Below are 22,663 nucleotides of genomic sequence, written 5' to 3' on the forward strand. Positions count from 1 at the left end.
CAGCTTGCTTTAAACCTGTAAACCATAATTTCGGCATAAGTCTGCCAATCCACCGGCAAACCCACTTCCAATGGCACTGAATTTCCACTCATTCCCGTGTCTGTAAAGCTCACAAATGACCACAGCTGTTTCGATGGAGAAATCTTCTCCTAAATCAAAACGAAGTAACTCGTTATCCGAAGCATCGTCCACCAAACGGACGAACGCATTCGACACTTGTCCAAAGTTCTGACGGCGCGCATCGGCATCATGGATGGTTACCGTGATTCCAATCTTATGAACATATGATGGAATCTTGGAAAAATCCACGATCAGCTGTTCATCGTCACCATCTCCCTCTCCTGTCAGGTTATCACCTGTATGTATAACAGATTCAGAAGGGTGGGATAAATTATTGTAGAAAATGAAATCCTGATCATTTACACATTTATCATTCGCATCCACAAGGAAAGCAGAAGCATCCAAGTCGAAATCATGTCCGCCTTGGTATTTATTTGTATCCCATCCAAGACCGATGACGGCTCTTGTCAATCCGGGATTTGTTTTGGTCAAATCGATTCGTTGACCTTTTGATAATTGAATAGCCATATTAATCTCTCCAATCGTGATTCATAGAGTGATATCTTACTTACAGTGAAAGACCGTAGTCTGTCGCGATTCTTGCTAATCCGCCTTGGTAACCTGAACCGATCGCAGAGAACTTCCATTCTCCGTTGTGACGATATAATTCCCCAACGATAATTGCCGTTTCAATAGAGAAATCCTCTCCCAGATCATAGCGGATGATTTCTTCCTTGTTATCTTCATTCACGATACGAACAAACGCATTGGATACTTGACCAAAGTTCTGGTTGCGCGCTTCTGCATCATGGATCGTGATGACAAATGAAATCTTTTCAACCGCCACTGGAACAGAACCCAGGTTGACCTTCACTTGCTCGTCGTCCCCGTCCCCTTCACCAGTCAGATTGTCACCCGTATGCTCAACAGATCCGTTTCCACCGATCAGCTGATTGTAGAAAACAAAGTCTTTTTCCGATGAACATTTCCCGTTTGAATCAAGCAGGAAAATGCTTGCATCTAAATCGAAATCATTTCCTCCGTCATACTTATTCGTATCCCAGCCAAGTCCAACCATCACTTTGGATAGACCAGGGTTTGTTTTCGTTAAATCGACTTTTTGTCCTTTTGATAATGAAATTGCCACTATATATCTCCCCTATCTTAGAATTGTTTTTTCCATTTGCTTAAGCGAATCGTTGAACCAGGTCGCCTACCTTGCCATCATTCGTGCCGGTTCCGACTGCAGCAAACTTCCACTCTTCTCCGTGTCTGTAGATCTCAGCCACGATTAGGCTTGTCTTACCTGAATAGTCTTCAGACAGATTGAACTTGATCAGTTCTTGCTTGTTACTCATATTCACTACTCGGATAAATGCATTCTCAATCATGCCAAAGTCTTGATTACGTTTCTTGCAATCATAGATATTTACCACGAATACAAGCTTATTGATATGTGAAGGAACTTTCTGAAGATCAACGAGGATTTGCTCATCGTCCCCATCTCCATCACCTGTCAAGTTATCACCCGTGTGCTTGACACTTCCACAGTTACTTTTCAACTTGCCGAAATAGATCAGGTTTTTGTTTTCAGTGAATCGATCGTTCTCAAGCATCAAGACAGATGCATCACAATCGATATTCGGTGCTCCCCCGCCTAATCCGAACAAACCGCTTTTCTTGACTTGAACAGGATCCCAGCCAAGACCTACCATTAATTTGGATAAACCAGCATTCCCTTTTGTTAAATCAATTCTTTGACCTTTTTGTAATGAAATAGACACTGTGCTTCACTCCTCTTCCATAATAAAATTCTACCAAACACATTGCATAAATTGTAGAAAAATAGCGTTTTTTCTATTAAAATGTAAAACATAATTATATTTACATTCTACTAAAGCACTACCATAAAATCTAGTTTTTCCCAATATTTGTTGAAGGAAATATATACTAGTGAAGCAAGGGGACGGTTCTGATGCTTCTTCGTTGCGAAACCGTCTCATTATAAATCGTATACTGGTTAGTTATAAGGCTTACTATTATCTACGATTGAGATGGGATTAGGTTTCATGATTTTTTCACTGATGGGAAGATTAAGAGCATAGGGACGGTTCTCCTGCTTCCAACTCTCCAGAAAAAGAAGCATGGGAACCGTTCCCATGCTTTCAATCTAGTAGTGTATTTAATTTTCTGTTTTATAAAAAATAGGCAGAAGATACATAAGCGACAACGATAGAGAGGCTTATGTATAAGGAAAACATTATAATCTTTTTCTCCGTGATTTTTTTGATAGCTAGAGTTAATAATAGTAAGCATAGAAGGGCAGGGCCCGCAATATTCACATAATAGGCGAATTCAGTCTCATGTCCATATTTTATGAAGTAAAAGACTTGAAACCCTGCCCAAAATAATAACAAACTACCTATTAGGTTTTCTACCATGCTTCTTTTCCCCATTTTCCCTTTCATTGAAATACCTCCTTGATAGGTTAAGAAAGCCAGTGAAAAGAATCCCTTTGCCTACTTCCGAACCCCACCATGCCTCACCCTATACAAAATCGAAGCAAACAGATTAGCCAGAAAGAATAACGGGTTCCCCTGCATATTCCCAAGAAGGCTCAGTTCACCTGCATTCATGTCATCATACATCTCTCCCTGCTTCTTTCCTTTCAATCGATTCTTTTCCTCTTCCGCTTTTAAAGAGATCAAGAAGCGATATTGCATAGGTAAGATCATCAGGGAAATCAATACATATAAACCGATAACAGCTAGAAAGATATACAATTCCAATTTGACTGCCTCCTTAAATCCACCACTGTTTTTATTCCTTATATATGTATACGTTTAACTGAATTGGAAAGTTTCGTTAATGGGGAGCACAGGGACGGTTCTCCCGCTTCCAACTCATAAAAAAAAGAAGCACGAGAACCGTCCCCGTGCTTCCTCTTGCTTCATTCTTTACTTCAAACTCTCCGATAACTCGGTAAATATTACCCCAAGGGCATAAGCACCAGCATCTGGATGTCCAAGGCTTCTTTCCCCAACGGTACCTGCTCGTCCCATCCGGGCAACGATATCCTTGGTTTTCTCGGCTCCTTCTACAGCGGCCGCTGCTCCTTTTTCAAACGCAGTCTTGAAGTCATCCCCGTTCGCTGCACTCTCCGACCAGGAGTCCGCACATGGAACGAGTGCGTCCACGAGTGTTTTGTCACCGACCTCTGCTCCTCTGCCGAAGGATCTCTCGCCTGTATCCTGGATTCCTTTCACGGCCGCTTGCAGCATGTCTGCGAATTCTTCCACGGTCAGTTCGGTTCGATCTTGAGCCGACTTCCCTGCCGCACGGAACGCAGATCCCCAGATTGGACCGGAAGCACCGCCGCAATATTCCATGATGACCATAGAACTTGCATCCAGAAAGCTACCGATTGTGAGATTTTCTTGCCTAAGGATGTCTTTCCACTCCCGCTTCAACTGCTTGAATCCTTTGGAAACGCTCATTCCGAAATCCCCGTCTCCTGCATGGGAATCCAATTCACAGAAAGGTACTTCGTTCTTGATGATGATGTCACTCATTTTATCCACGAGATAGATCACGTTATCAAGTGTTGCCTTATCATTCTTGATCACAGCGTGTTCTTCCGATGTCTCCACTTCGAAGGAGACTGGTTTCGCTTCCTCATCTTCTTCGAGGTCGATGTACTCCACACCCGGTACCGGTCCGTCCACTCTGAACGCAGGCGCTGTACTTTCACTGGACAGCAATGTTTTTAACTCTTCATCCAGCTTCATCACGGTCAGGGAAACACCTGCCATATCGATGCTCGTCATGTAATTGCCGACAAAGGCACGGTTGATCGCGATCTTTTTATCCGCCAAAATCCGAGTGACGGAATGGTTTAAAAGGTAGAGTTCTTGTAGCGGAGTACCTCCAAAGCCGTTTACAAGGACCGCGACCTCGGAAGAATCCCCCTCTTCCATTTTCAAATCCTTCAGAAGGTCGTTTACCATACGCTCTGCCAGTTCGTCAGCGGACGCCATTTTTTCCCGTCTTGTCCCAGGCTCACCGTGAATTCCGACACCATATTCGATTTCGTCGTCAGCCAATTTGAACGTTGGAGATCCACTGGCTGGTACGGTACAGGATGTCAGTGCGAATCCGATGCTGCGGACATTTTCAGCAGCCTTCTCCGCCACGGCTTTCACTTCCATCAAGCTTCTGCCTTCTTCAGCTGCCGCTCCCGCAATTTTATGTACCAACACGGTTCCAGCGACACCTCGGCGCCCCACTGTATAAAGGCTGTCTTCCACGGCAATATCATCATCCACTTTGACATATTCCACAGGGATGCCATCCTCTGAAGCCATATGAGCTGCATTTTTAAAATTCATGATATCCCCGCTGTAATTCTTAATGACCAAGAGGGCTCCCTTTTTACCGGCTGTTGCTTTAATCGCCTGATAGACCTGGATCTGCGAAGGTGACGCAAACACATCACCGCACACAGCAGCATCAAGCATCCCTTTGCCCACTAATCCAGCATGTGCAGGCTCATGTCCACTTCCTCCGCCGCTGATCAACGTTACCTTATTCTCATTCAAATCCTTCTTCTTCATCACCTTATACTTCTTCATAAACTCAAGCTCCGGATGAGCCATGGCCATTCCATTGCACATCTCCACGACCAAATCTTCAGGTTCATTCATGACTTTCTTCATTCATAACTCCTCCTTCAGTTTTATGATTGACCAAATTATCTCACTCAGCACGCTAAAACGAAAGCAAGAAGCATGGGGACGGTTCTGCTGCTTCCTCTAGATAAAAAAAGAAGTACGAGGATCGTTCCTGCTTGTTCAAACATGGTAAGATGATATTATCAGAATTTTAAAAATCATTTAGATGAGTAACAAAAAATTGAATGACCTAGGAGAGATGATGATGATATTCCTATGCATGGGCTATTTCAACTCTGAAAAAATGGATGCACGTCCAAGTGCGGAGATTGAAGCGGTGATGGCTGAATGCCAACCGCACACGGAGAAATTGTATGAAACGGGGAAGGTGCTCCTTGATGCAGGTCTGGAATCCGAGATCAAAAACTTGCGCCGGGTGGACGGGAAGGTCATGGTAACAGATGGTCCGTTTACAGAATCGAAAGAGATGATCGGCAGCGTCTTCATTTTTGAAGCAGAAGACATGGATGAAGCGATCGAGCTTGCCTCTATTCATCCAACCACGCAAATGAATATAGGAGAAGAATTTGGGTGGCGCATCGAAATTCGTCCTGTTCATTTCTTTAAGAATGATAAGTGAGGTACCCGATAAAATGAATGACCTTAAATTGATTGACACATACAAAAGCTTCCTACAAGCATATTCTCCTGAGCAGATAAGGTATATCCCCGAGAAAGGGGCCTGGTCCATCGGTCAAATGTATGACCATCTGATTGTCGTGGCTCATGAGTATCTGGACAGTGTTGAAGCTTGTGCGCTGGCTGGTGGAGAGCAAACGCAGGGGAAAACAGAGTTTGGAGAATACTTATTTAACATTGGTGGATTCCCGCCAGTTAAAATCCAATTACCGCCCGAACTTAATGCCGACCCGGACAATACAAAAACGAAAGAGGATATTAGACGAGAGCTTGATCAACTAATGGAGCGAATGAAAGAGTTGAAAATAAAGGTAGATGAAATCAACCCAAACTACAAGCAGGAGCACGGAGGCTTTGGATGGCTGAATGCCCAGGAATGGTTTGACCTCGTTGCAATGCATTTCCGTCATCATCTGCGACAGAAGTATGAGTTAGATGGTGTATGGGTGAAGCATGGAGACGGTTCTGATGCTTCCATATAATAAAAAAAGAAGCAAGGGAACCGTCCCCTTGCTTCCTTCCTTCACTCATAAATCCCTTTCAGGACTTTCGCTGGTACTCCTGCAGCCACTACATTTTCAGGAACGTCTTTCGTGACAACCGCTCCAGCAGCAATGACAGAATTGTCCCCGATTGTGACACCAGGCAGGATCGTGGCATTAGATCCGATCCAAACGTTCTTCCCTAACGTCACCGGTGACGCGAATGTGGTGTTCCTCGTCTCCAGAGGCAACCCGTGATTCAGTGTCGCAATCGTGACATTCATGCCGATCAGTGAACCGTCTCCGATGTGAATGCCGCCCCTGTCCTGGAACGAACACCCTGTGTTGAAGAACACATTTTTTCCGATATTAATGTTTTTCCCAAAGTCCGTATAAAATGGCGGGAAGCACATGAACGACGAATCCACTTCGGTTCCGGTCAGTTCGCTGAATATCTCGACGATTTCTTCCTTGGAATGATAAGAAGTATTCAATTCCATCGTGATCCGTTGGGCTTCGTAGCTGCATTGAGTCAGAAGACCATGAAGTTCTTTGTCCCCACCGGAAATAGGGTTGCCTTCCTTACAAAATGTCAGGAACTCTTCCATATTCATATTCCAGCCACCTACTTCCCTTAAATCGTGCTCGTATCAATAACAAATCGATATTTCACATCAGAAGCCAATACCCGTTCGTACGCTTCATCGATGTAATCGGCGGAAATCACTTCGATCTTAGGGACAATTCCATGTTCCCCACAGAAATCGAGCATTTCCTGTGTTTCGCGGATGCCTCCGATCATGGATCCTGCAAATGAACGGCGGTGGCCGATCAAGGAGAATACATTGACTTCCAGTGGTTCTGCAGGTGCTCCCACATTGACCATCGCGCCATCTAGCGTCAAGAGGGAAAGATACGCACTGATATCAATCTTGGCGCTGACCGTATTAATGATCAGATCAAATGTCCCGGCAAGTTTTTCGAACGTATCCGGCTCGGTGGTAGCATAATACGCTTCCGCCCCGAATTCCAGTCCATCCTCTTTTTTGTTCAACGTACGGGAAAGGACCGACACTTCGGCACCCATGGCATGTGCGATCTTGACCGCCATATGACCGAGTCCACCCATGCCGACAACCGCTACTTTTTTCCCTGGACCTGCATTCCAATGATTCAGCGGGGAATACGTCGTAATCCCTGCACATAACAGAGGTGCAGCAGCGTCAAGTTCGATGTTATCAGGGATGCGAAGGACAAAATCTTCCGTTACGACGATATGAGTGGAATAGCCTCCTTGAGTCGGCTCACCATATTTGTCCACGCCTGCATACGTCGGTACGTTTCCTTTGAGGCAGTACTGTTCTTCCCCTTCACGGCAGTTCTTACATTCTCCGCAGGAATCAACCATACAGCCAACCCCTACACGGTCGCCGGCTTTGTACTTCGTCACCTCTGAACCTACCTCCGTGACGATTCCAGCGATCTCGTGTCCCGGTACGAGTGGATACTTCACTTCTCCCCAGTCTCCGTGTGCCGTATGGATATCGGAATGGCAGATCCCTGCATACTTGATTTCAATCAGAACATCATGCACATCAAGATCGCGCCTCTCGATTTCAGCCGCTCTGAAAGATTTGTCAGGACCATCAACTGCTCGTGCTTTAGCAATAACCATGAATTAAAAACCTCCTGTAATAGTAGCTTTCAAGAGACAGGTGAACAAACCTGATGAACTCTTGTTACATCAATGGTAATACCTATAGTTAACTCTAGGTCAAGAGATAACCCTCCGTGAATCTGCTTTGACAGGGAATCCTATCCGTGCTACGATTTTCCCACAAACATAGAGTTAACTCGACGTCCAGATAACTGAAAAAGGAGCGCGAACATGAAAACTTATTCCATTGGAGAAGTGGCAAAAGAGTTGAATCTCTCAATCTATACCCTGAGATACTACGACAAGGAGGGACTCATGCCTTTTGTCGAACGGACAGAAAGTGGCACAAGACGATTTAAAGAATCGGATATCTCCGCTTTACATATCATTGAGTGCCTGAAATCCACCGGGATGCCGATCAAGGAGATCAAGCATTTCATCGATTGGTGTGCAGAAGGCGATGCCACCCTGCAACAGCGATACAATATGTTCCAGGAAAGAAAAGCCACTGTAGAAGCAAAAATCAAAGAACTCGAGCAAACGATGGAGGTCATTAACCATAAATGCAGCTATTACAAGACCGCCCTGGATGCCGGCACAGAAGATGTTCATAAAGGGAAGAAGATTGAGATCATCAATCCATGAGGCTGGGGAGCAAGGGGACGGTTCTGCTGCTTCCTTTTAACACAAATAGAAGCAAGAGAACCGTCCCCTTGCTTCCCCTTGCTTCTGCCAACCTATGACTGCTTTTTCAATACTCCCAAATACTCCTTCCAAGGCCCAACGTCTTCCATATAGCGGTGGGAAAATACTCTTACCAGTTGAGCAAGATGGGTCATGTCATGGACCACCCAGGTTGAAAGGAGTTCCCGTGCAGTGACTTTGCCGAAAGCCGGGTGCATGCCGGTCGCATCGAGGGCGTGATGGTGATGGTCCAACAACTCTTTTAACTCATGAATATTTTTTGATCGGAGAGAGTCAAATTCCTTCAGCTTTTCTTCAAGACTGCCTGAAGACCTTCCATCTAAGTGTGAATGCCGATCAAATACAGGAAACACTTTACGTTCACCTTCTTCAAGAATCATCTTTAATCTCGGGATCCAATTATGTTTTTCTCCTTCAATTAAATGATCTACTACTTGATTCGCATTCCATGTCCCGTCTCCTTCATCACATTCAAGCCATCCGTTCGACAGCCCAGTTAGGAAATAGCGGAGCGTGATCGGAGTCCTTTCCAACATTTCGATTCCTTCATGTAATTCAAAGTTCATCTGCTTTCCCCCTAGAAATAGATTTTCACACCAAAGAGGACTCTCTCTTCCATTCCATCATAGTGTATTCAATGTCATATGTTGATAGAATTCCACTTCACTACAGAGCAGTAGGTAAAATAATGATAAATCAGCCCAACGTGATACAATGAGAAGGAACGTTATTTTAAGGAGGGAATCACTATGTTCACAACAGTAAATGATTTCTTACAAGAGTGGAAACAAGAAGCCGCCGTAACCCAGAAAGTCATGGACGCACTGACGGATGAGTCACTGAAGCAGGAAGTTGCACCCGACTTATACAGCATCGGAAGCGTTGCCTGGCACATTACGGGATCCGCTTATTACTTCCCGGCTCAGCTCGGCATTACATTCGAAGTGCCGGATCTTCGGAAAGAAGCCCCTGCTTCTGCTGCTGAGATCAGCAATACGTATAAGTTGGTAAGTGAGCGTCTATCAGAAGCTGTATCTGAACAAGTGTCCGATGAGAAGATGAATGAAATGGTGAATCTGTTCGGAATGGATATGCCGGTACAAGCCGTATTCCGTCTCCTGATTCAACACCAGGTTCATCATCGCGGACAGTTGACGACTCTTATGAGACAGGCTGATTTGAAAGTGCCTGGCGTGTATGGCCCGAGTAAGGAAGAATGGGAAGCAATGAATGCTCAGAAAAGCTAGAATGAGAGAGGACAACCGGCGGGCGCCGGTTGTTTTTTTTAGTATGTTTGCTGTCTGATAGGTGGTCGGCATTCTTTCTTGGAATTTTTGTTCAAAGTTGCCCGTTGTTCAATAAAACTTCCTCAACTTTCACTATGTTGTTCAGTAAATTAATAGGATAGTCAAAGAGACCAGTTCCCCTTCTCCCCGAATGGATGTCCGCCATCAAATTGCTGTATCGCAAATGGATCTTCTTTTATGTAAATGGATCGTTTCCTACCCGATTACCGATAGAAACGGTTCTGTATTTTTAAGGAGGATCATCTTCATGCTATTTTTACAGGATTGCAGCCACGCCGATTACCCTCTCCCCTCGTATATGAGCCGGAATTTCATGATGTGAGCTCCTTGTCGAAACTTGTAGCTTCCCTGAACTTTTCCACATCAATAATCTCAGATCTATTTCAGATCACACCGTTCCCCTCTTATGATGGGCCACGCTTAAAAAACAGGTAAAAAGTACTTTGTTCATCCATTAGACAAACTAATTCACATCTGCTATAATTCAGAATAATAACGAAACTGTTACTATACTGAAAAAACAAATGATAAGGGGGGAATTACGGCAGTATCTTTTTTTATACTCCCATTTGAAAACGCTTTATTATTCTAAACGCTGAAAATGTAAGCGTTGTCTCGAATGGATTAGATACTGCCTCCACACATGATGACTAAGCAAAAAAGTTCACTTTACATTTTTTCTATTACCTTAGTAGCCACCCTCGGCGGTCTCCTGTTCGGGTATGATACGGCTGTCATATCCGGGGCGGAGAAATCGATTCAGGCTTATTTGATCGATGGCCTCGGCTTAAGCTCATTCATTCACGGTGCGACGATTTCCAGTGCCCTGATCGGGTGTATCATCGGCGGAGTGATTTCCGGCAATTTTTCATCACGGTTCGGACGTAAGAAGTCTTTGATTATTGCTTCAATCCTCTTCTTATTATCGGCATTAGGGTCTGCTTTTCCGGAGTTCCTGTTCTTTTCTGCCGGAGAACCGACGATGGGCTTGCTGCTCGCCTTTAACCTTTACCGGATTATCGGGGGAATCGGTGTCGGTCTTGCTTCTGCCATCGTACCGATGTATATCGGGGAAATCGCACCGGCAGGGATCCGTGGACGCCTCGTTTCATTTAATCAGTTTGCGATCATATTCGGGATGCTTGTCGTTTATTTTGTCAACTGGGGAATTGCCAAAGGACAGCCCCTGGATTGGATCAATGATATCGGCTGGAGATACATGTTTGCTTCAGAAGCCATTCCCGCCATCTTGTTCTGCGTTTTCCTTTTCTTTGTTCCGGAAACGCCTCGTTACCTTTCCCTGAAGAACAAGGATGAAAGCGCATTGGCGATTCTGACGAAGATCAACGGCTCCGCGCCTGCGAAGTCAATCCTCCAGGAGATCAAGCAATCGGTGAATGTGTCGACGGAAAAGCTCTCCACTTTTGCTTATGGAAAAACTGTCATTATCATCGGAATCCTGCTTTCTGTGTTCCAGCAGTTTGTCGGGATCAATGTGGCTCTCTATTATGCACCCCGGATCTTTGAAAGTATGGGTGCAGCAAAGGATGCTTCCATGATGCAGACGATCGTCATGGGCTTGGTCAATGTCGTCTTTACGGTGATTGCGATCATGACTGTCGACCGCTGGGGACGCAAACCATTAATGATCATCGGTTCGATCGGGATGGCCATCGGGATGTTCGGTGTGGCAGGGCTTGCCTTCTCGAATATCATCGGCATCAGTACGTTAATCTTTATCATTGTGTACACGGCTTCCTTCATGATGTCCTGGGGTCCGATCTGCTGGGTGTTGATTTCAGAAATCTTCCCTAACCGTATCCGCGGCCAGGCAGTGGCGATCGCTGTGGCCGCGCAGTGGGCAGCGAATTACCTCGTCTCCTCCACATATCCGATGATGATGGAATACAGCGGCGGGATGACGTATGGGATATACGGATTGATGAGTGTTCTTTCCGCCATCTTTGTATTGAAGTTCGTACCGGAAACCAAAGGAAAATCCCTTGAACAAATGGAAGACTTGTGGAAAGTGCCTTCTGCATCAAAATCTAAGGCCATGTAGATTAAAATGACGGGGCATCTGCCTGAAAGGCAGATGCCTCTTTTACTAGATGAAGAGAATACGATACATTCGGGGTGAAAACATGAAAATCGATATAAAAGACCTTAAACGGGGATGGAAGGAATATACTTTACAGAACGATCATGGAATGGCTGTCAGTCTATTAAACTACGGGGGTATCATCACAAAGGCGATGGTGCCTGATCAGGACGGTAAGGTTGAAAACGTGATGATCGGATATAAACGGGTTGAGGATTACGAGACGAATCCGAATTTCTTCGGAGCATTGATCGGACCTGTTGCCGGCAGGATCCAAGGGGCCGCCTTTGAACTGGATGGGAATGTCTATATGCTTGAAGCAAATGATGGGGAAAATCATTTACACGGAGGCTCAAATGGATTTCATCAGGTTCTTTGGGACACGGAACCATTCCAGGATGAGGACCGGGTCGGGGTCGTTCTCTCCTACTCCCGTAAAGACGGTGAGGGTGGATATCCCGGCACGATGGATGTGTCTGTCACATACCTTTTAACAAATGAAAATGAACTGATCCTTGAGTACGGGGCCGTGACGGATCAGCCCACTCCCCTTACCTTAACCAATCATGCTTACTTTAATTTAAGCGGGAATGGAAAGGAGACGATCCTCGAGCATCAGGTCACGATCGACAGCCATCAATTTCTCGAGCTCAACGAAGAGTTGATCCCGACTGGGACGGTGGTGGATGCTGCCGATACTTCATTTGATTTCCGTAAGGGGCGCAGACTGCAAGACGGTATAACGGCACAAACGGAGCAAAACGACATAGCAGGTCATGGCTACGATCATTACTTCCTGTTTGATCACAGCAGGTCAGAAATGGTCACAGTGAAAGAACAAACGAGCGGTCGTGTGCTCACCATCGAGACGGATCAACCCGGCATGGTCATGTACACGGCGAACAATCTCCAACACGGACTGGATCTTCATGAAGGAACATCGAGAAAGCATTTGGGCGTCTGCTTTGAAACACAATCCCCGCCGGCCTCTCTCCATCATGATGGCCTGCCCCCTGTCATCCTGCATCCGAATGAACGCTATCAGCAGCGCACTGTCTTTACGTTTTCAATTGAGAAATAAAGGAACCTCCAGCCGTTAGCTGGAGGTTCTATTAATAAGCTCCCCGAATATGAGTGTGGACCTCTTTATCATAAAAACTTTTCAATGTCTGCAGTTCCTCGGGACTGAATTCCTTTGCATTCAGCGCCTTAAGGTTATCCTCCACCTGCTTGACACTTCTGAAACCCGGAATGACACTCGTCACCTCTTCCTGCTGAAGAATCCACTTGATCGCGGCTCTTGTACGGTTGCCTCTCTCCTCTTCGATCCAGCTCAGCTCATCACTCAGCTCGACCCCTTTTTTAAAGTCCAATCCACCAAAGGTTTCCCCGACGTTAAACGCTTCCCCGTTGCGGTTGAAGCTGCGGTGATCATCACTTTCGAATGTCGTGTCATTTGTAAACTTACCGGTTAACAGTCCGCTTGCCAACGGTACTCGGGCAAGAATTCCGACTTTCCTTTCCTGCGCAATCGGAAACAGCTTTTCCAACGGTTTCTGTCTTAACAGATTAAAGATGACCTGCAGAGAACTTGCCTTAGTATGCTCGAGACAGAAGAGGCCTTCTTCTATTGTTTCGACGCTCACGCCGTAGTAGCGGATTTTCCCTTCTTCCTTCAGTCTTTCCAGAACCTCGAATACGCTGCCATCCTTTAGGATTTCCAGCGGGGGACAATGAATCTGGTACAAATCAATTGCTTCCCTGTCCAGTCTCCTTAAGCTGTTCTCGCAAAATGCCCGCACGGTTTCCATTGAATAGGTCCTGGGATCATGGATATCGGCACTGCGGCAAAATTTCGTCGCGACCTGGATCGCTGCTTCCTTCCCTTTAGTCGCTTTCCCAAGCAGCTCTTCACTATGACCGTCTCCATACACATCTGCCGTATCAAAGAAGTTCACCCCTGCATCCATTGCCTTGTCCAATGCCTTCATTGCTTCCCGGTCATCCAGCTTGCCCCAGGCGCCGCCGATGGCCCATGTCCCAAAACTTAATTCACTTATGTTCAAATCCGTATTACCGAGCTGATTATATTTCAATGCTTCCCTCTCCTCCCCTTCAGACGGGAAAGGCTGCCTCGAGAAGTGGTGGAATTTCTCTTCTGAAGCAGCCTTATCATCTGTCGGTATTATTTTCGATAGTTTACCAGTTTTTCATTTAATGATTTTGTTTGCCCGTATACGTCCTGATAGAGATGGAACAATTCCTTGTACATCTCTGCGTTTTCCGCATTCGGGATGAACTCTTTCTCTACTTTCAAAAACTCATCGGCACATGCCTTCAGGGAATCGAACCAGCCGCATCCATAGGCCGCTAACATCGCTGCTCCCATTCCCGGCCCCTGTTCACTCGAGAGCTTCACGATTCTGGCGTTGAAGATATCCGCCTGCATTTGCAGCCAGTCTTCATTCTTCGTTCCGCCTCCAGTGGAGACAATCGTCTCGATTTTCTTGCCGCTGCCGCGGAAGATCGCCAAGGATTCATTTAATGAAAAGGTGATGCCTTCCATGACTGCCCGTACAAAGTCCTTTCGTTCATGGGAGCTGTCCATGCCAATAAAGCTTGCCCGAATCGCAGCATCTGCATGAGGGGTCCTTTCCCCCGCCACATACGGTGTAAACAGTAAACCGTTTGACCCGGGAGGCACAGTGCCTGCCTCCCTCACCAACTCATCAAAGCTTTCATCCTTGGCAAACACATTCCTGAACCAGCTCAGGCTGTAACCTGCTGCAAGAGTGACGCCCATCGTATAATACGCTTCCGGGGCTCCGTGATTAAAGTAATGGACCTTCCCCTCGAAATCCTTATCATTGCCAGATTCATAGGATAGCACTACACCTGAAGTCCCGATACTGCATAGGGTCTTGCCATCTTCTAATATACCGGAACCGATCGCGCCGCACGCATTATCCGCTCCACCGGCAAATACTTGGGTAGACGGGGATAAACCAGTCGATTCAGCGATTTCCTCGCTCAGGCTGCCCGTCTTCTCATAGGAATCTACCAATGGCGGGCAAATCTCTGGATCAATCCCCAGAAGGTCGCAGATTTCTTTGCTCCATGCTTTTTCCCCGATATCCAATAGCAGTGTTCCCGCTGCATCGGAATAGTCCATATGCAGTTTCCCCGTCAGCTTGTAGCGGAGATAATCCTTCGGCAGCACAAAGGTTGCCGCCTTCTCATAGATTTCCGGCTCATGCTCTTTCACCCAAAGGAGCTTCGGAAGCGTAAAGCCTTCCAATGCAGGGTTTTTCGTAATGGAGAGCAAGCGTTCTTCCCCGATGACCTCGTATATCTTTCTGCATTGGGCGGTGGTTCTGGTATCGTTCCAGAGGATGGCATTGCGAAGCACTTCATTGTTCTCATCCAAGAGTACAAGTCCATGCATCTGGCCTGAAAAGCTGATGCCCTCGATCTCTTCCGTATCTCCCTGGAAGTCTTGCAGGAGATCAGACAATCCAGCAACCGTCTGATCCACCCACGCTTTCGGGTCCTGTTCGCTGTAACCCGTTCTCTCCTGGATCAGCCCGTACTCCTTTGAAACCTCCTGAACGACTTCCCCGGTTTGATTCACCAACAGGATTTTCACTGCACTTGTTCCCAGATCAACGCCAATTACGTATTTCATCCCTTCACCTCTTCTACGTTACACCTTATTCTCCAGCGTATGCTTTCAGTAAATATTGATTGATGGTTGCCTTGATCTTCTCAAGACGGCCAGATTGATGCTTCACTTCTGTTAAGCCCAGGGCATGCTCCTCAAGCTTCTTGAAGTCTGAATTTCCTTCTACAATCTCAAGACCGATGCCTTCTGTATAGCTCTTATAACGATTGTCAACCACACCATCAAGTACGTTATCATCAATCAGCTTCTGAGCAACCTTAAGCCCGACTGCGAAACTGTCCATTCCGGCGATATGCGCGTGGAATAAATCCTCCGCCTCGAAAGAACCTCTTCTCACTTTCGCGTCGAAGTTCAATCCACCGCGGCCAAGTCCTCCATTTTTAAGAATTTCATACATGGCAAGAGTGGTAGAATACAAGTCTGTCGGAAATTCGTCTGTATCCCAGCCAAGTAATGGATCGCCCTGATTGGCATCCACTGAACCAAGCATATTGTTCACACGTGCATAGCGCAGTTCATGCTCAAAGGTATGTCCTGCCAATGTCGCGTGATTCGCTTCGATATTGAACTTGAAGTGATCCTGCAGTCCGTAATTCTGAAGGAACGCAAAGCCTGTTGCTACATCGAAATCGTACTGATGAGTCGTTGGTTCTTTCGGTTTAGGCTCGATGAGGAATTGGGCATCAAAGCCGATTTCCTTCGCATAATCAACGGCCATATGAAGGAAGCGTCCAAGGTTATCCATCTCAAGCTTCATGTCTGTATTCAGGAGGGTTTCGTATCCTTCCCGTCCGCCCCAGAATACATAGTTATCTGCGCCTAATTCCTTCCCGACTTCCAATCCTTTCTTCACTTTCGCTGCGGAGTAAGCGAAGATGTCTGCGCTATTGGACGTGGCCGCACCATGGATAAAGCGGGGATGCGTGAAATTGTTCGCCGTATTCCAGAGTAATTTCGTTTTGCTGTCTTTCATGTATTCCTTTATCATACTTACAATTGTATCAAGATTTTGATTCGTTTCTCTTAAGCTGCTTCCTTCCGGGGCAATATCGACATCGTGAAAACAGAAGAATGGGACATCCAGCTTTTCAAAAAATTCGAAAGCCGCTTCTACACGAGCCTTTGCTAAATCCATTCCCGAATATTGATCCCAGGGGCGGATCATTGTGCCGCTTCCGAATGGGTCGGAGCCGTCCATCGTGAAGGTATGCCAGTAAGCTACACCAAAACGCAGGATTTCCTCCATTGTTTTGCCACCGATTTCTTCCTTTGGATTATAAAATTTAAACGCAAATGGATTGGTTGATGTTGAACCTTCGTAGTTAATTTTGTCGATGTTCTTAAAGTAAGCCATTGATCGTTCCTCCTAAAATTTTATAATGAAGTGCTTCAACTTCCGGCTCACCGTCCATCCGGATGAGCGATAATGAATCGGACTTTCCTTACTGTCACTTGAAACGTAATCAGCTTTTATAACAGGTTCTTTTTATGCGGACGATCCAGTTGCCGTCTCCGCCATTCATAAAATGTAAATGCTTACAACGTCATTATAGCAACATAGCGTTAGTTTGTCTATTGAATAAACTAAGTTTTTATAAACTACTGTCAAACAAGCCGCAATACCGTATAATAGTTCATGATTGCGCATATAACTTACTCTACGATGGAGGTGACTGTGTCCATGAACACGTTAAACAGTGCGATTTACAGCATCTTTGAATGGATCACACGTTTCGCTTACATAAATATTTTATGGGTCCTCTTTACTTTGGCTGGAGGCATCCTGTTCGGCTTCTTCCCTTCTACGGTGGCCATGTTCGCCATTGTCCGGGATTGGTTACGGGGAAATACGGAAGAACCGGTTTTCAGCGCCTTCTTGACTTATTTCAAAAAAGAATTCTGGAAGAGCAACCGATTAGGTATCGTCATTGTGGCGACCTCCTTCCTGATTGGCCTTGATTTCTGGTATATCCAAGCGGATTTCCGTGAACCGTTCACTTGGACTCATATTCCGCTGTTTGCCTTTATGCTGCTCTTTCTATTCTTCTCCTTTTATCTGTTACCGGCCTTTGTGCATTTCGATTTGAGCGTGAGGCAACTGATCAAACAAGCGTTTCTGATCATGCTGATCCATCCACTCCATACGCTGTTGATACTCCTTTGTCTCGGTTCCCTTTTCTTGATCATGTCACGGGTACCGGCTCTTGCGTTTATCTTCGGCGGCAGCGCTTATACCTTTATCACAACATGGATCAGCCTGCATGCATTTAAACGCATTCAGGGGAAGCAGTCATAATAAGAGGCTCTTTTCGCACAGTATAAAAAAGTAGCCTTATCTTTTATACAAGTTGTAGTGGGAAACAGAGATCGTTCCTTTCCGCGGAGCTGGAGCTAAATGGTCCAAGCATACGTTTTCACTTCAACAAAAAAATGTCAGGATTGCTTTCTTGACTAATAGTAAGAATATTTTTTTCTGATAAATATAGACCAATTTGCTCTGACACCAATTGCTTTTTTAGAGGGTGAGGGGAACTGCGGAGACTCCTACGGAAAACGGGCATGCCGAGACCCCGGAAGCGAAGCTGAGGAGGCTCGGCCGAACGTCCGTGGAAAACGGAGCAGTTCCCCTCACCCTGCAGCACACACGTAATGTCAGAGCATGTAAAAATACAGTATTTAATCACAACATACTTGTGAAAAAAGCATAAAAAAATCACTTCTCTCTTTACCATTAAACTCCGTTAACACGAATGGTTGATGTCCAAAGTGGGAATCAACCATCATGTTTATCAGAGACAATGGAATAAAAGAAGAAGTGATTTTTTTATTACTTATCCCTTTACCGCACTTGATGAGATCCCTTCTACAACTTTATTGCTGAAGAAGAGGAATGCCAGCAGGATCGGCAGGACACTGATAATGAGTGTAGCGCCAATGGCTCCCCAGTCGGTCATGTACTGTCCGATGAAATTCTGGATTCCGACGGTAAGGGTTTTATACTCGTCGGAGCTGATGAATGTGTTCACAAAGACAAACTCATTCCAATTGTAGATCATATTGATAATGACGGTCGTCGACATGATCGGGATCGTCATCGGAAGGATGATTTTGAAAAACATCCGATGAACCGAGCATCCGTCCATGATAGCCGCCTCTTCTATCTCCCGGGGTAACGTATAATAGAAGCCAAGCAAAATCATCATCGTAATCGGCAGGTTATAAGCCGTATACGTAATGACGATCGACCATGGATTATCAATTAAATTCACATTCAAGAACATGCTGAATAGCGGTATGATGGCTGAATGAATCGGGATCATCAACCCAACCATGAATAATCCCAATACCAGTTTACTTAGCTTCCACTGCATTCTGGTGATGACGAATGTCGCCATGCTTGCGAACAATACCGTTAAGATGATCGCTACACCGGTAATCCAGATACTGTTCCAAAAGTAAATCCCGATTCCGCCTTCCCATACTTTCGCGTAATTCTCCCATCTGAATTCAGAAGGCAGGGAAAAAGGCGATTTCGAGAAAATATCCTGGTTATCCTTTAATGAAAACAGGAACAGCCAAACCACCGGAAATATTTGAAAGACCGCGACGATGGCTAAACAGAGATAGAGAATAAAGTAACCCGCACGCTTCATGGTCTAACCCCCTTCAATATTGAATTTCTTCTTTGGTCGCTGTGACTTTGCGGACGATGACGGTCACGATTAAGGTGATAATCAACAGCAGGAAGCCGATGGCGCTTCCGTATCCAAAGTCATTACTTGAGAAAGCCAGTTTATACATATAGGAAGCCATGACTTCACTTGCGCCATTCGGCCCGCCGCCGGTCATGACGTAAATCAGATCAAAGTATTTCAGTGAACCGACAACCGCCAGCACGATGGTCACTTTCACGACTCCCATGATTAAAGGCAGCTTGATTTTATAGGCAATTTGGAAAGGTGTCGCGCCATCGATTTTTGCCGCTTCCACCAGAGATTCCGGGATATTCTTCAAGGCCGCATAGTATATCAAAATATAGAACCCCGCATATTGCCATAGAATCGGAATGAAAATGGCATACAGTACAACGGATGGTTCAGCAAGCCACGCCGGTGGATCCTCTACCCCGATTGCCATCAGAATGTTATTCAGCATCCCGTTTGTCGGATTGAAAACCTTGATCCATAACTGGGCGATGGCGACGGATGAGAGCAGCATCGGAATCAAATAGATTTTCCTTAAAAGGTCGGCCCCTTTTATTTTTGAAGCCAATATTAACGAGATTGCCAGATAAATAATCAGACTCAGTGTTGAAAATACAGCAAGTAAAAAGGAATGAAGTGCACTATCCCAGAACTTCTCATCCGTAATTGCATGGATATAATGATCAAGCCCTATGAACTGCATCTCCCCGATGCCATCCCAGTCCATCAAACCGTAGTACCCAGTCAGGATTAATGGGATGAAAATGAATACACCGATCAAAAGGAGTGCAGGGAGAACGTAAAAGGCGATAATCCACTTGTTAGACATTACTTTATTCATAACATTCAACCCCATATTTTAAAAATAGAAAAGGACAATCCAGCTTACGGGTATGTCCTTTTCTTTCATTGATCCTTTCTAAACTCTATTATTCTTTCGAAAGGGCCTTTTCGTGTTCTTTTGCAAATTCCTCCGGTGTAACTTCTTTACCAAAGAGAGATTGAATCATATCCAAGTGAACCTGTGCAACATCTGCGCTCATTTGAACGTCTGCGAATAATGTAATGTTGCTGGCATTGTTTAGATCATCCAATACGTCGACATACATATCCGGAAGATCCAATGATTCAGCATCGACCTTCGTTGCAGGGATGACCCCGGCATCGGTCACTGACTTCTCTCCCCATTCCTGTACGAAGAAGGAGGCAAATTCTTTCGCTTCTTCCTTCACATCCGAGTCTTCCGCAACGAATAGTCCTACCCCTGGACCTCCGACGAAGCTGTTCATATCTCCATTTCCATCAACCGTCGGGAAGTTGAAGTATCCGACCGAGTCCCTGAACTCTTGCGGAACATCTTCATTGGTTGTGTAGTTTGGCAGATCCCATGTCGCAATCAAGTACATGGCCGCCTGTTCGTTCATAAACATGCTCTTCGCTTCTTCATCTGATAGCCCATTGAATCCTTTGACAAAAGCGTCCATACCAACTAAATCCTGTACTTTTTCGGCAGCTGAAACAAGTGCAGGGTCTTCAAATGAACCAGTTCGGTTAATTGCATTCGTCAAGACGTCTCCCCCGCCTATCCTGTCCGCCAGGTACATATACCATAACGATCCAGTCCAGCGATCCTTGTTTCCAAGAGCGATTGGCGCCACATCATTTTTCTTCAACGTCTTTACGACATTTTCCAATTCTTCATATGTTTTCGGTGCTTCCAAGTTATATTTATCGAAAATCGCTTTATTGTAGAATACCGTGGCAATGTTCAATTCAAGAGGCAGCCCGTAAGTACTTCCATCCACTTCATACGCTTCTGCCGTACCTGATACAAATTTGTCCTTTAGATCCCCTTCAAGCACATCATCTAAAGGTGCAAACTTCTTACCGCTTACATACGGGTCCAGGAATCCTGCAGCCCACGTCATCCCCACATCCGGTAATTCATTCGAAGTTGATAACACTTTAAGCTTATCCTTGTACTGCTCATTGCTCAGTACTTCAAGGTCCACTTTCACATCCGGATGATCACTTTCAAAATCCTTGATGATACCGTTTACAATTTCATTGTGCTGCTTAGAGCTTCCTTCCGGCCAAAGATGCATGAACTCGATTGTTTTCTCATCTCCGGACCCATTGGCTTTCTCATCTGATCCGGAACAACCGGTGATCAGTAACAGAGAGGAAAAAAGAGTGAAGACTGTTGTAACCGCTTTCTTATTTCTCAAACTAAATACCCCCAATATTCGTTTTTTTGAAACCAGATATGTTACTGATTTTAGATTACCATCGAAAACAATGTTTGTCTAGTGGATAAACTAAGTTTATAATAGAATTAGAAAATGGTACACTAAAGGAAAAATAGAGAAAGATTGGAGCTTCCAAATGAAAATGTCACAAACCTACAATCAGCATGTTGTCAAAAAAGGCAACAAGTCCTTAGTTTTACAAACCATTCAGGAATTCACCCCTATCTCAAGGGCAGACATTGCCAATAAAACAGGGCTGAACAAAGGAACGGTCTCCTCCCAGGTAAGTGAGCTCCTTAACGAAAACCTGATCCTCGAGTCCGGACCCGGAGTCTCAAGCGGCGGAAGAAGACCCGTCATGCTGTTATTCAACCACTTAGCCGGTTACTCCATCGGTGTCGACATTGGTGTGAACTATATTCTTGGAATCCTGACCGACCTCCAGGGCAACATCCGCAATGAAAAACTGATTAAGTTTCATGACCTGACGTATGAAGAAATCAAAGATAAACTGTTTACCATTGTCGATTCCCTGATTGAGTCCATGCCTGATAGCCCCTATGGATTGGTGGGGATCGGAATCGGTGTGCCGGGAACCGTCAGCACAGAAGGCGAAATTCTTCTCGCTCCCAATTTAAATTGGAAGAATATCAACCTTAAACTGACAATGGAAGCCAAATATACCGTTCCCGTTCAAATCGAGAACGAAGCAAATGCCGGAGCCTACGGGGAGAAGAAATTCGGTGCGGGTAAAGATTCCAACAATATTATTTATGTCAGTGTCGGGATCGGAATCGGGGTCGGCCTTATCTTGAATGGTCAGCTGTATAAAGGAAATAACGGCTTTTCCGGAGAACTTGGCCACATGACCATTGAAGTCGATGGTCCGGAATGCCCGTGCGGAAATCAGGGCTGTTGGGAATTATATGCGTCGGAAAAAGCACTCGTCCATTCTGCCACAGAGCACGGCATTCACCCCGAAAACGGCCAGACGCTTTCTCTTGAAAGCTTAATTGAACGTGCTGAAAACGGGGATGCACATGTCATTCGTGTTTTCGAAGAAATCGGTGGATATCTGGGCACTGGGATCAATAACATCATCAATATCTTCAATCCTGAACAAGTCATCATCGGAAATCGCCTGGCATCGTGCTCTAAATGGCTGGAAGAACCATTAAAGAAGAAACAAGGTCAGACTCTGTTTACGCATCAGAAAGATTTGAGCATCGATTTTTCACAGTTATCCACTCATGCCACTGCATTGGGCGTGGCTGCTTATGCAAGTGAAAACTTCTTAACCATCGATATTCAGGAAGTGTAAAACTATTTTCTAGTAGGAGAGGTGCA

23 protein-coding genes are annotated in these 22,663 nt (G+C 45.4%); 8 read left to right on the forward strand and 15 right to left on the reverse strand.

Annotation, left to right across the window (positions count from 1 at the left end; genetic code table 11):
• Window positions 1-9 precede the first annotated feature (9 nt).
• The 6 genes from BAA9072_RS02405 to dhaK all read right to left on the reverse strand — a co-directional run bounded on the left by BAA9072_RS02405 (window position 10) and on the right by dhaK (window position 4,775).
• Window positions 10-588, reverse strand: coding sequence for a TerD family protein (locus BAA9072_RS02405; RefSeq protein WP_201713072.1), 579 nt, complete (start codon window positions 586-588; stop codon window positions 10-12).
• A gap of 40 nt (window positions 589-628) precedes the next feature.
• Window positions 629-1,207, reverse strand: a complete 579-nt coding sequence (locus tag BAA9072_RS02410; RefSeq protein WP_201713073.1) for a TerD family protein — start codon at window positions 1,205-1,207, stop codon at window positions 629-631.
• Between the two features lie 40 nt (window positions 1,208-1,247).
• Window positions 1,248-1,844, reverse strand: coding sequence for a TerD family protein (locus BAA9072_RS02415; protein ID WP_201713074.1), 597 nt, complete (start codon window positions 1,842-1,844; stop codon window positions 1,248-1,250).
• A 411-nt stretch (window positions 1,845-2,255) separates the two neighbouring features.
• Window positions 2,256-2,528: a hypothetical protein gene (locus BAA9072_RS02420; RefSeq protein WP_201713075.1), complete on the reverse strand. Its 273-nt coding sequence runs from the start codon at window positions 2,526-2,528 to the stop codon at window positions 2,256-2,258.
• A 51-nt stretch (window positions 2,529-2,579) separates the two neighbouring features.
• Window positions 2,580-2,849: a DUF3949 domain-containing protein gene (locus tag BAA9072_RS02425; RefSeq protein WP_201713076.1), complete on the reverse strand. Its 270-nt coding sequence runs from the start codon at window positions 2,847-2,849 to the stop codon at window positions 2,580-2,582.
• 168 nt (window positions 2,850-3,017) lie between these two features.
• Window positions 3,018-4,775: a dihydroxyacetone kinase subunit DhaK gene (gene dhaK / locus BAA9072_RS02430; RefSeq protein WP_201713077.1), complete on the reverse strand. Its 1,758-nt coding sequence runs from the start codon at window positions 4,773-4,775 to the stop codon at window positions 3,018-3,020.
• A 214-nt stretch (window positions 4,776-4,989) separates the two neighbouring features.
• On the opposite strand from dhaK, the gene BAA9072_RS02435 reads away from it, so the two are divergent.
• A complete protein-coding gene (locus tag BAA9072_RS02435) occupies window positions 4,990-5,370 on the forward strand; it encodes a YciI family protein (RefSeq protein ID WP_230980727.1) in 381 nt (126 codons plus the stop codon).
• A gap of 13 nt (window positions 5,371-5,383) precedes the next feature.
• Window positions 5,384-5,911, forward strand: coding sequence for a DinB family protein (locus BAA9072_RS02440; RefSeq protein WP_201713078.1), 528 nt, complete (start codon window positions 5,384-5,386; stop codon window positions 5,909-5,911).
• Window positions 5,912-5,952: 41 nt separating this feature from the next.
• On the opposite strand, the gene BAA9072_RS02445 is transcribed toward BAA9072_RS02440, so the two are convergent.
• Both BAA9072_RS02445 and BAA9072_RS02450 read right to left on the reverse strand, forming a co-directional pair.
• On the reverse strand, window positions 5,953-6,525 hold the full coding sequence (locus BAA9072_RS02445) for a sugar O-acetyltransferase (RefSeq protein WP_201713079.1): 573 nt from the start codon (window positions 6,523-6,525) through the stop codon (window positions 5,953-5,955).
• Window positions 6,526-6,545: 20 nt separating this feature from the next.
• Window positions 6,546-7,586 (reverse strand): NAD(P)-dependent alcohol dehydrogenase, encoded by a 1,041-nt coding sequence (locus BAA9072_RS02450; protein ID WP_201713080.1) that lies wholly within the window; start codon window positions 7,584-7,586, stop codon window positions 6,546-6,548.
• Window positions 7,587-7,799: 213 nt separating this feature from the next.
• Between BAA9072_RS02450 and BAA9072_RS02455 the strand changes: the two genes are divergently transcribed.
• The gene (locus BAA9072_RS02455) at window positions 7,800-8,213 is read left to right on the forward strand and encodes a MerR family transcriptional regulator (protein ID WP_201713081.1); all 414 of its coding nucleotides are present in this window, start codon (window positions 7,800-7,802) and stop codon (window positions 8,211-8,213) included.
• Window positions 8,214-8,305: 92 nt separating this feature from the next.
• Here BAA9072_RS02455 and BAA9072_RS02460 read toward each other — a convergent pair whose 3' ends face one another.
• Window positions 8,306-8,839: a DinB family protein gene (locus BAA9072_RS02460; RefSeq protein ID WP_201713082.1), complete on the reverse strand. Its 534-nt coding sequence runs from the start codon at window positions 8,837-8,839 to the stop codon at window positions 8,306-8,308.
• Between the two features lie 183 nt (window positions 8,840-9,022).
• Between BAA9072_RS02460 and BAA9072_RS02465 the strand changes: the two genes are divergently transcribed.
• The 3 genes from BAA9072_RS02465 to BAA9072_RS02475 all read left to right on the forward strand — a co-directional run bounded on the left by BAA9072_RS02465 (window position 9,023) and on the right by BAA9072_RS02475 (window position 12,762).
• Window positions 9,023-9,520 (forward strand): DinB family protein, encoded by a 498-nt coding sequence (locus BAA9072_RS02465; protein ID WP_201713083.1) that lies wholly within the window; start codon window positions 9,023-9,025, stop codon window positions 9,518-9,520.
• Window positions 9,521-10,226: 706 nt separating this feature from the next.
• Window positions 10,227-11,642, forward strand: a complete 1,416-nt coding sequence (gene xylE, locus BAA9072_RS02470; RefSeq protein ID WP_201713204.1) for a D-xylose transporter XylE — start codon at window positions 10,227-10,229, stop codon at window positions 11,640-11,642.
• A gap of 82 nt (window positions 11,643-11,724) precedes the next feature.
• Window positions 11,725-12,762 carry an aldose epimerase family protein gene (locus BAA9072_RS02475; RefSeq protein ID WP_201713084.1) on the forward strand — a complete coding sequence of 346 codons (1,038 nt, stop codon included), beginning with the start codon at window positions 11,725-11,727 and terminating at the stop codon, window positions 12,760-12,762.
• Window positions 12,763-12,793: 31 nt separating this feature from the next.
• Here BAA9072_RS02475 and BAA9072_RS02480 read toward each other — a convergent pair whose 3' ends face one another.
• From BAA9072_RS02480 to xylA, 3 genes are all read right to left on the reverse strand, one after another.
• Entirely contained in the window at window positions 12,794-13,777 is a 984-nt protein-coding gene (locus BAA9072_RS02480) for an aldo/keto reductase (RefSeq protein WP_201713085.1), read from the reverse strand.
• 89 nt (window positions 13,778-13,866) lie between these two features.
• On the reverse strand, window positions 13,867-15,366 hold the full coding sequence (gene xylB, locus BAA9072_RS02485) for a xylulokinase (protein WP_201713086.1): 1,500 nt from the start codon (window positions 15,364-15,366) through the stop codon (window positions 13,867-13,869).
• 25 nt (window positions 15,367-15,391) lie between these two features.
• Window positions 15,392-16,717, reverse strand: coding sequence for a xylose isomerase (gene xylA / locus BAA9072_RS02490; protein ID WP_201713087.1), 1,326 nt, complete (start codon window positions 16,715-16,717; stop codon window positions 15,392-15,394).
• A 327-nt stretch (window positions 16,718-17,044) separates the two neighbouring features.
• Here xylA and BAA9072_RS02495 point away from each other — a divergent pair, with 327 nt between their 5' ends.
• Window positions 17,045-17,659, forward strand: a complete 615-nt coding sequence (locus tag BAA9072_RS02495) for a YesL family protein (RefSeq protein WP_201713088.1) — start codon at window positions 17,045-17,047, stop codon at window positions 17,657-17,659.
• A 535-nt stretch (window positions 17,660-18,194) separates the two neighbouring features.
• Here BAA9072_RS02495 and BAA9072_RS02500 read toward each other — a convergent pair.
• From BAA9072_RS02500 to BAA9072_RS02510, 3 genes are all read right to left on the reverse strand, one after another.
• Complete coding sequence (locus tag BAA9072_RS02500; protein ID WP_201713089.1) at window positions 18,195-19,016, reverse strand: carbohydrate ABC transporter permease; 822 nt, start codon at window positions 19,014-19,016, stop codon at window positions 18,195-18,197.
• A gap of 13 nt (window positions 19,017-19,029) precedes the next feature.
• A complete protein-coding gene (locus BAA9072_RS02505) occupies window positions 19,030-19,908 on the reverse strand; it encodes a carbohydrate ABC transporter permease (protein ID WP_201713090.1) in 879 nt (292 codons plus the stop codon).
• Window positions 19,909-19,996: 88 nt separating this feature from the next.
• Window positions 19,997-21,295 (reverse strand): extracellular solute-binding protein, encoded by a 1,299-nt coding sequence (locus BAA9072_RS02510; protein ID WP_201713091.1) that lies wholly within the window; start codon window positions 21,293-21,295, stop codon window positions 19,997-19,999.
• 157 nt (window positions 21,296-21,452) lie between these two features.
• Between BAA9072_RS02510 and BAA9072_RS02515 the strand changes: the two genes are divergently transcribed.
• Window positions 21,453-22,637 carry an ROK family transcriptional regulator gene (locus BAA9072_RS02515; protein ID WP_201713092.1) on the forward strand — a complete coding sequence of 395 codons (1,185 nt, stop codon included), beginning with the start codon at window positions 21,453-21,455 and terminating at the stop codon, window positions 22,635-22,637.
• The last annotated feature ends 26 nt before the right edge of the window (window positions 22,638-22,663 follow it).

Origin of the sequence: Rossellomorea arthrocnemi (genome assembly GCF_904424705.1) — a bacterium.
Classification (GTDB): domain Bacteria; phylum Bacillota; class Bacilli; order Bacillales; family Bacillaceae_B; genus Rossellomorea; species Rossellomorea arthrocnemi.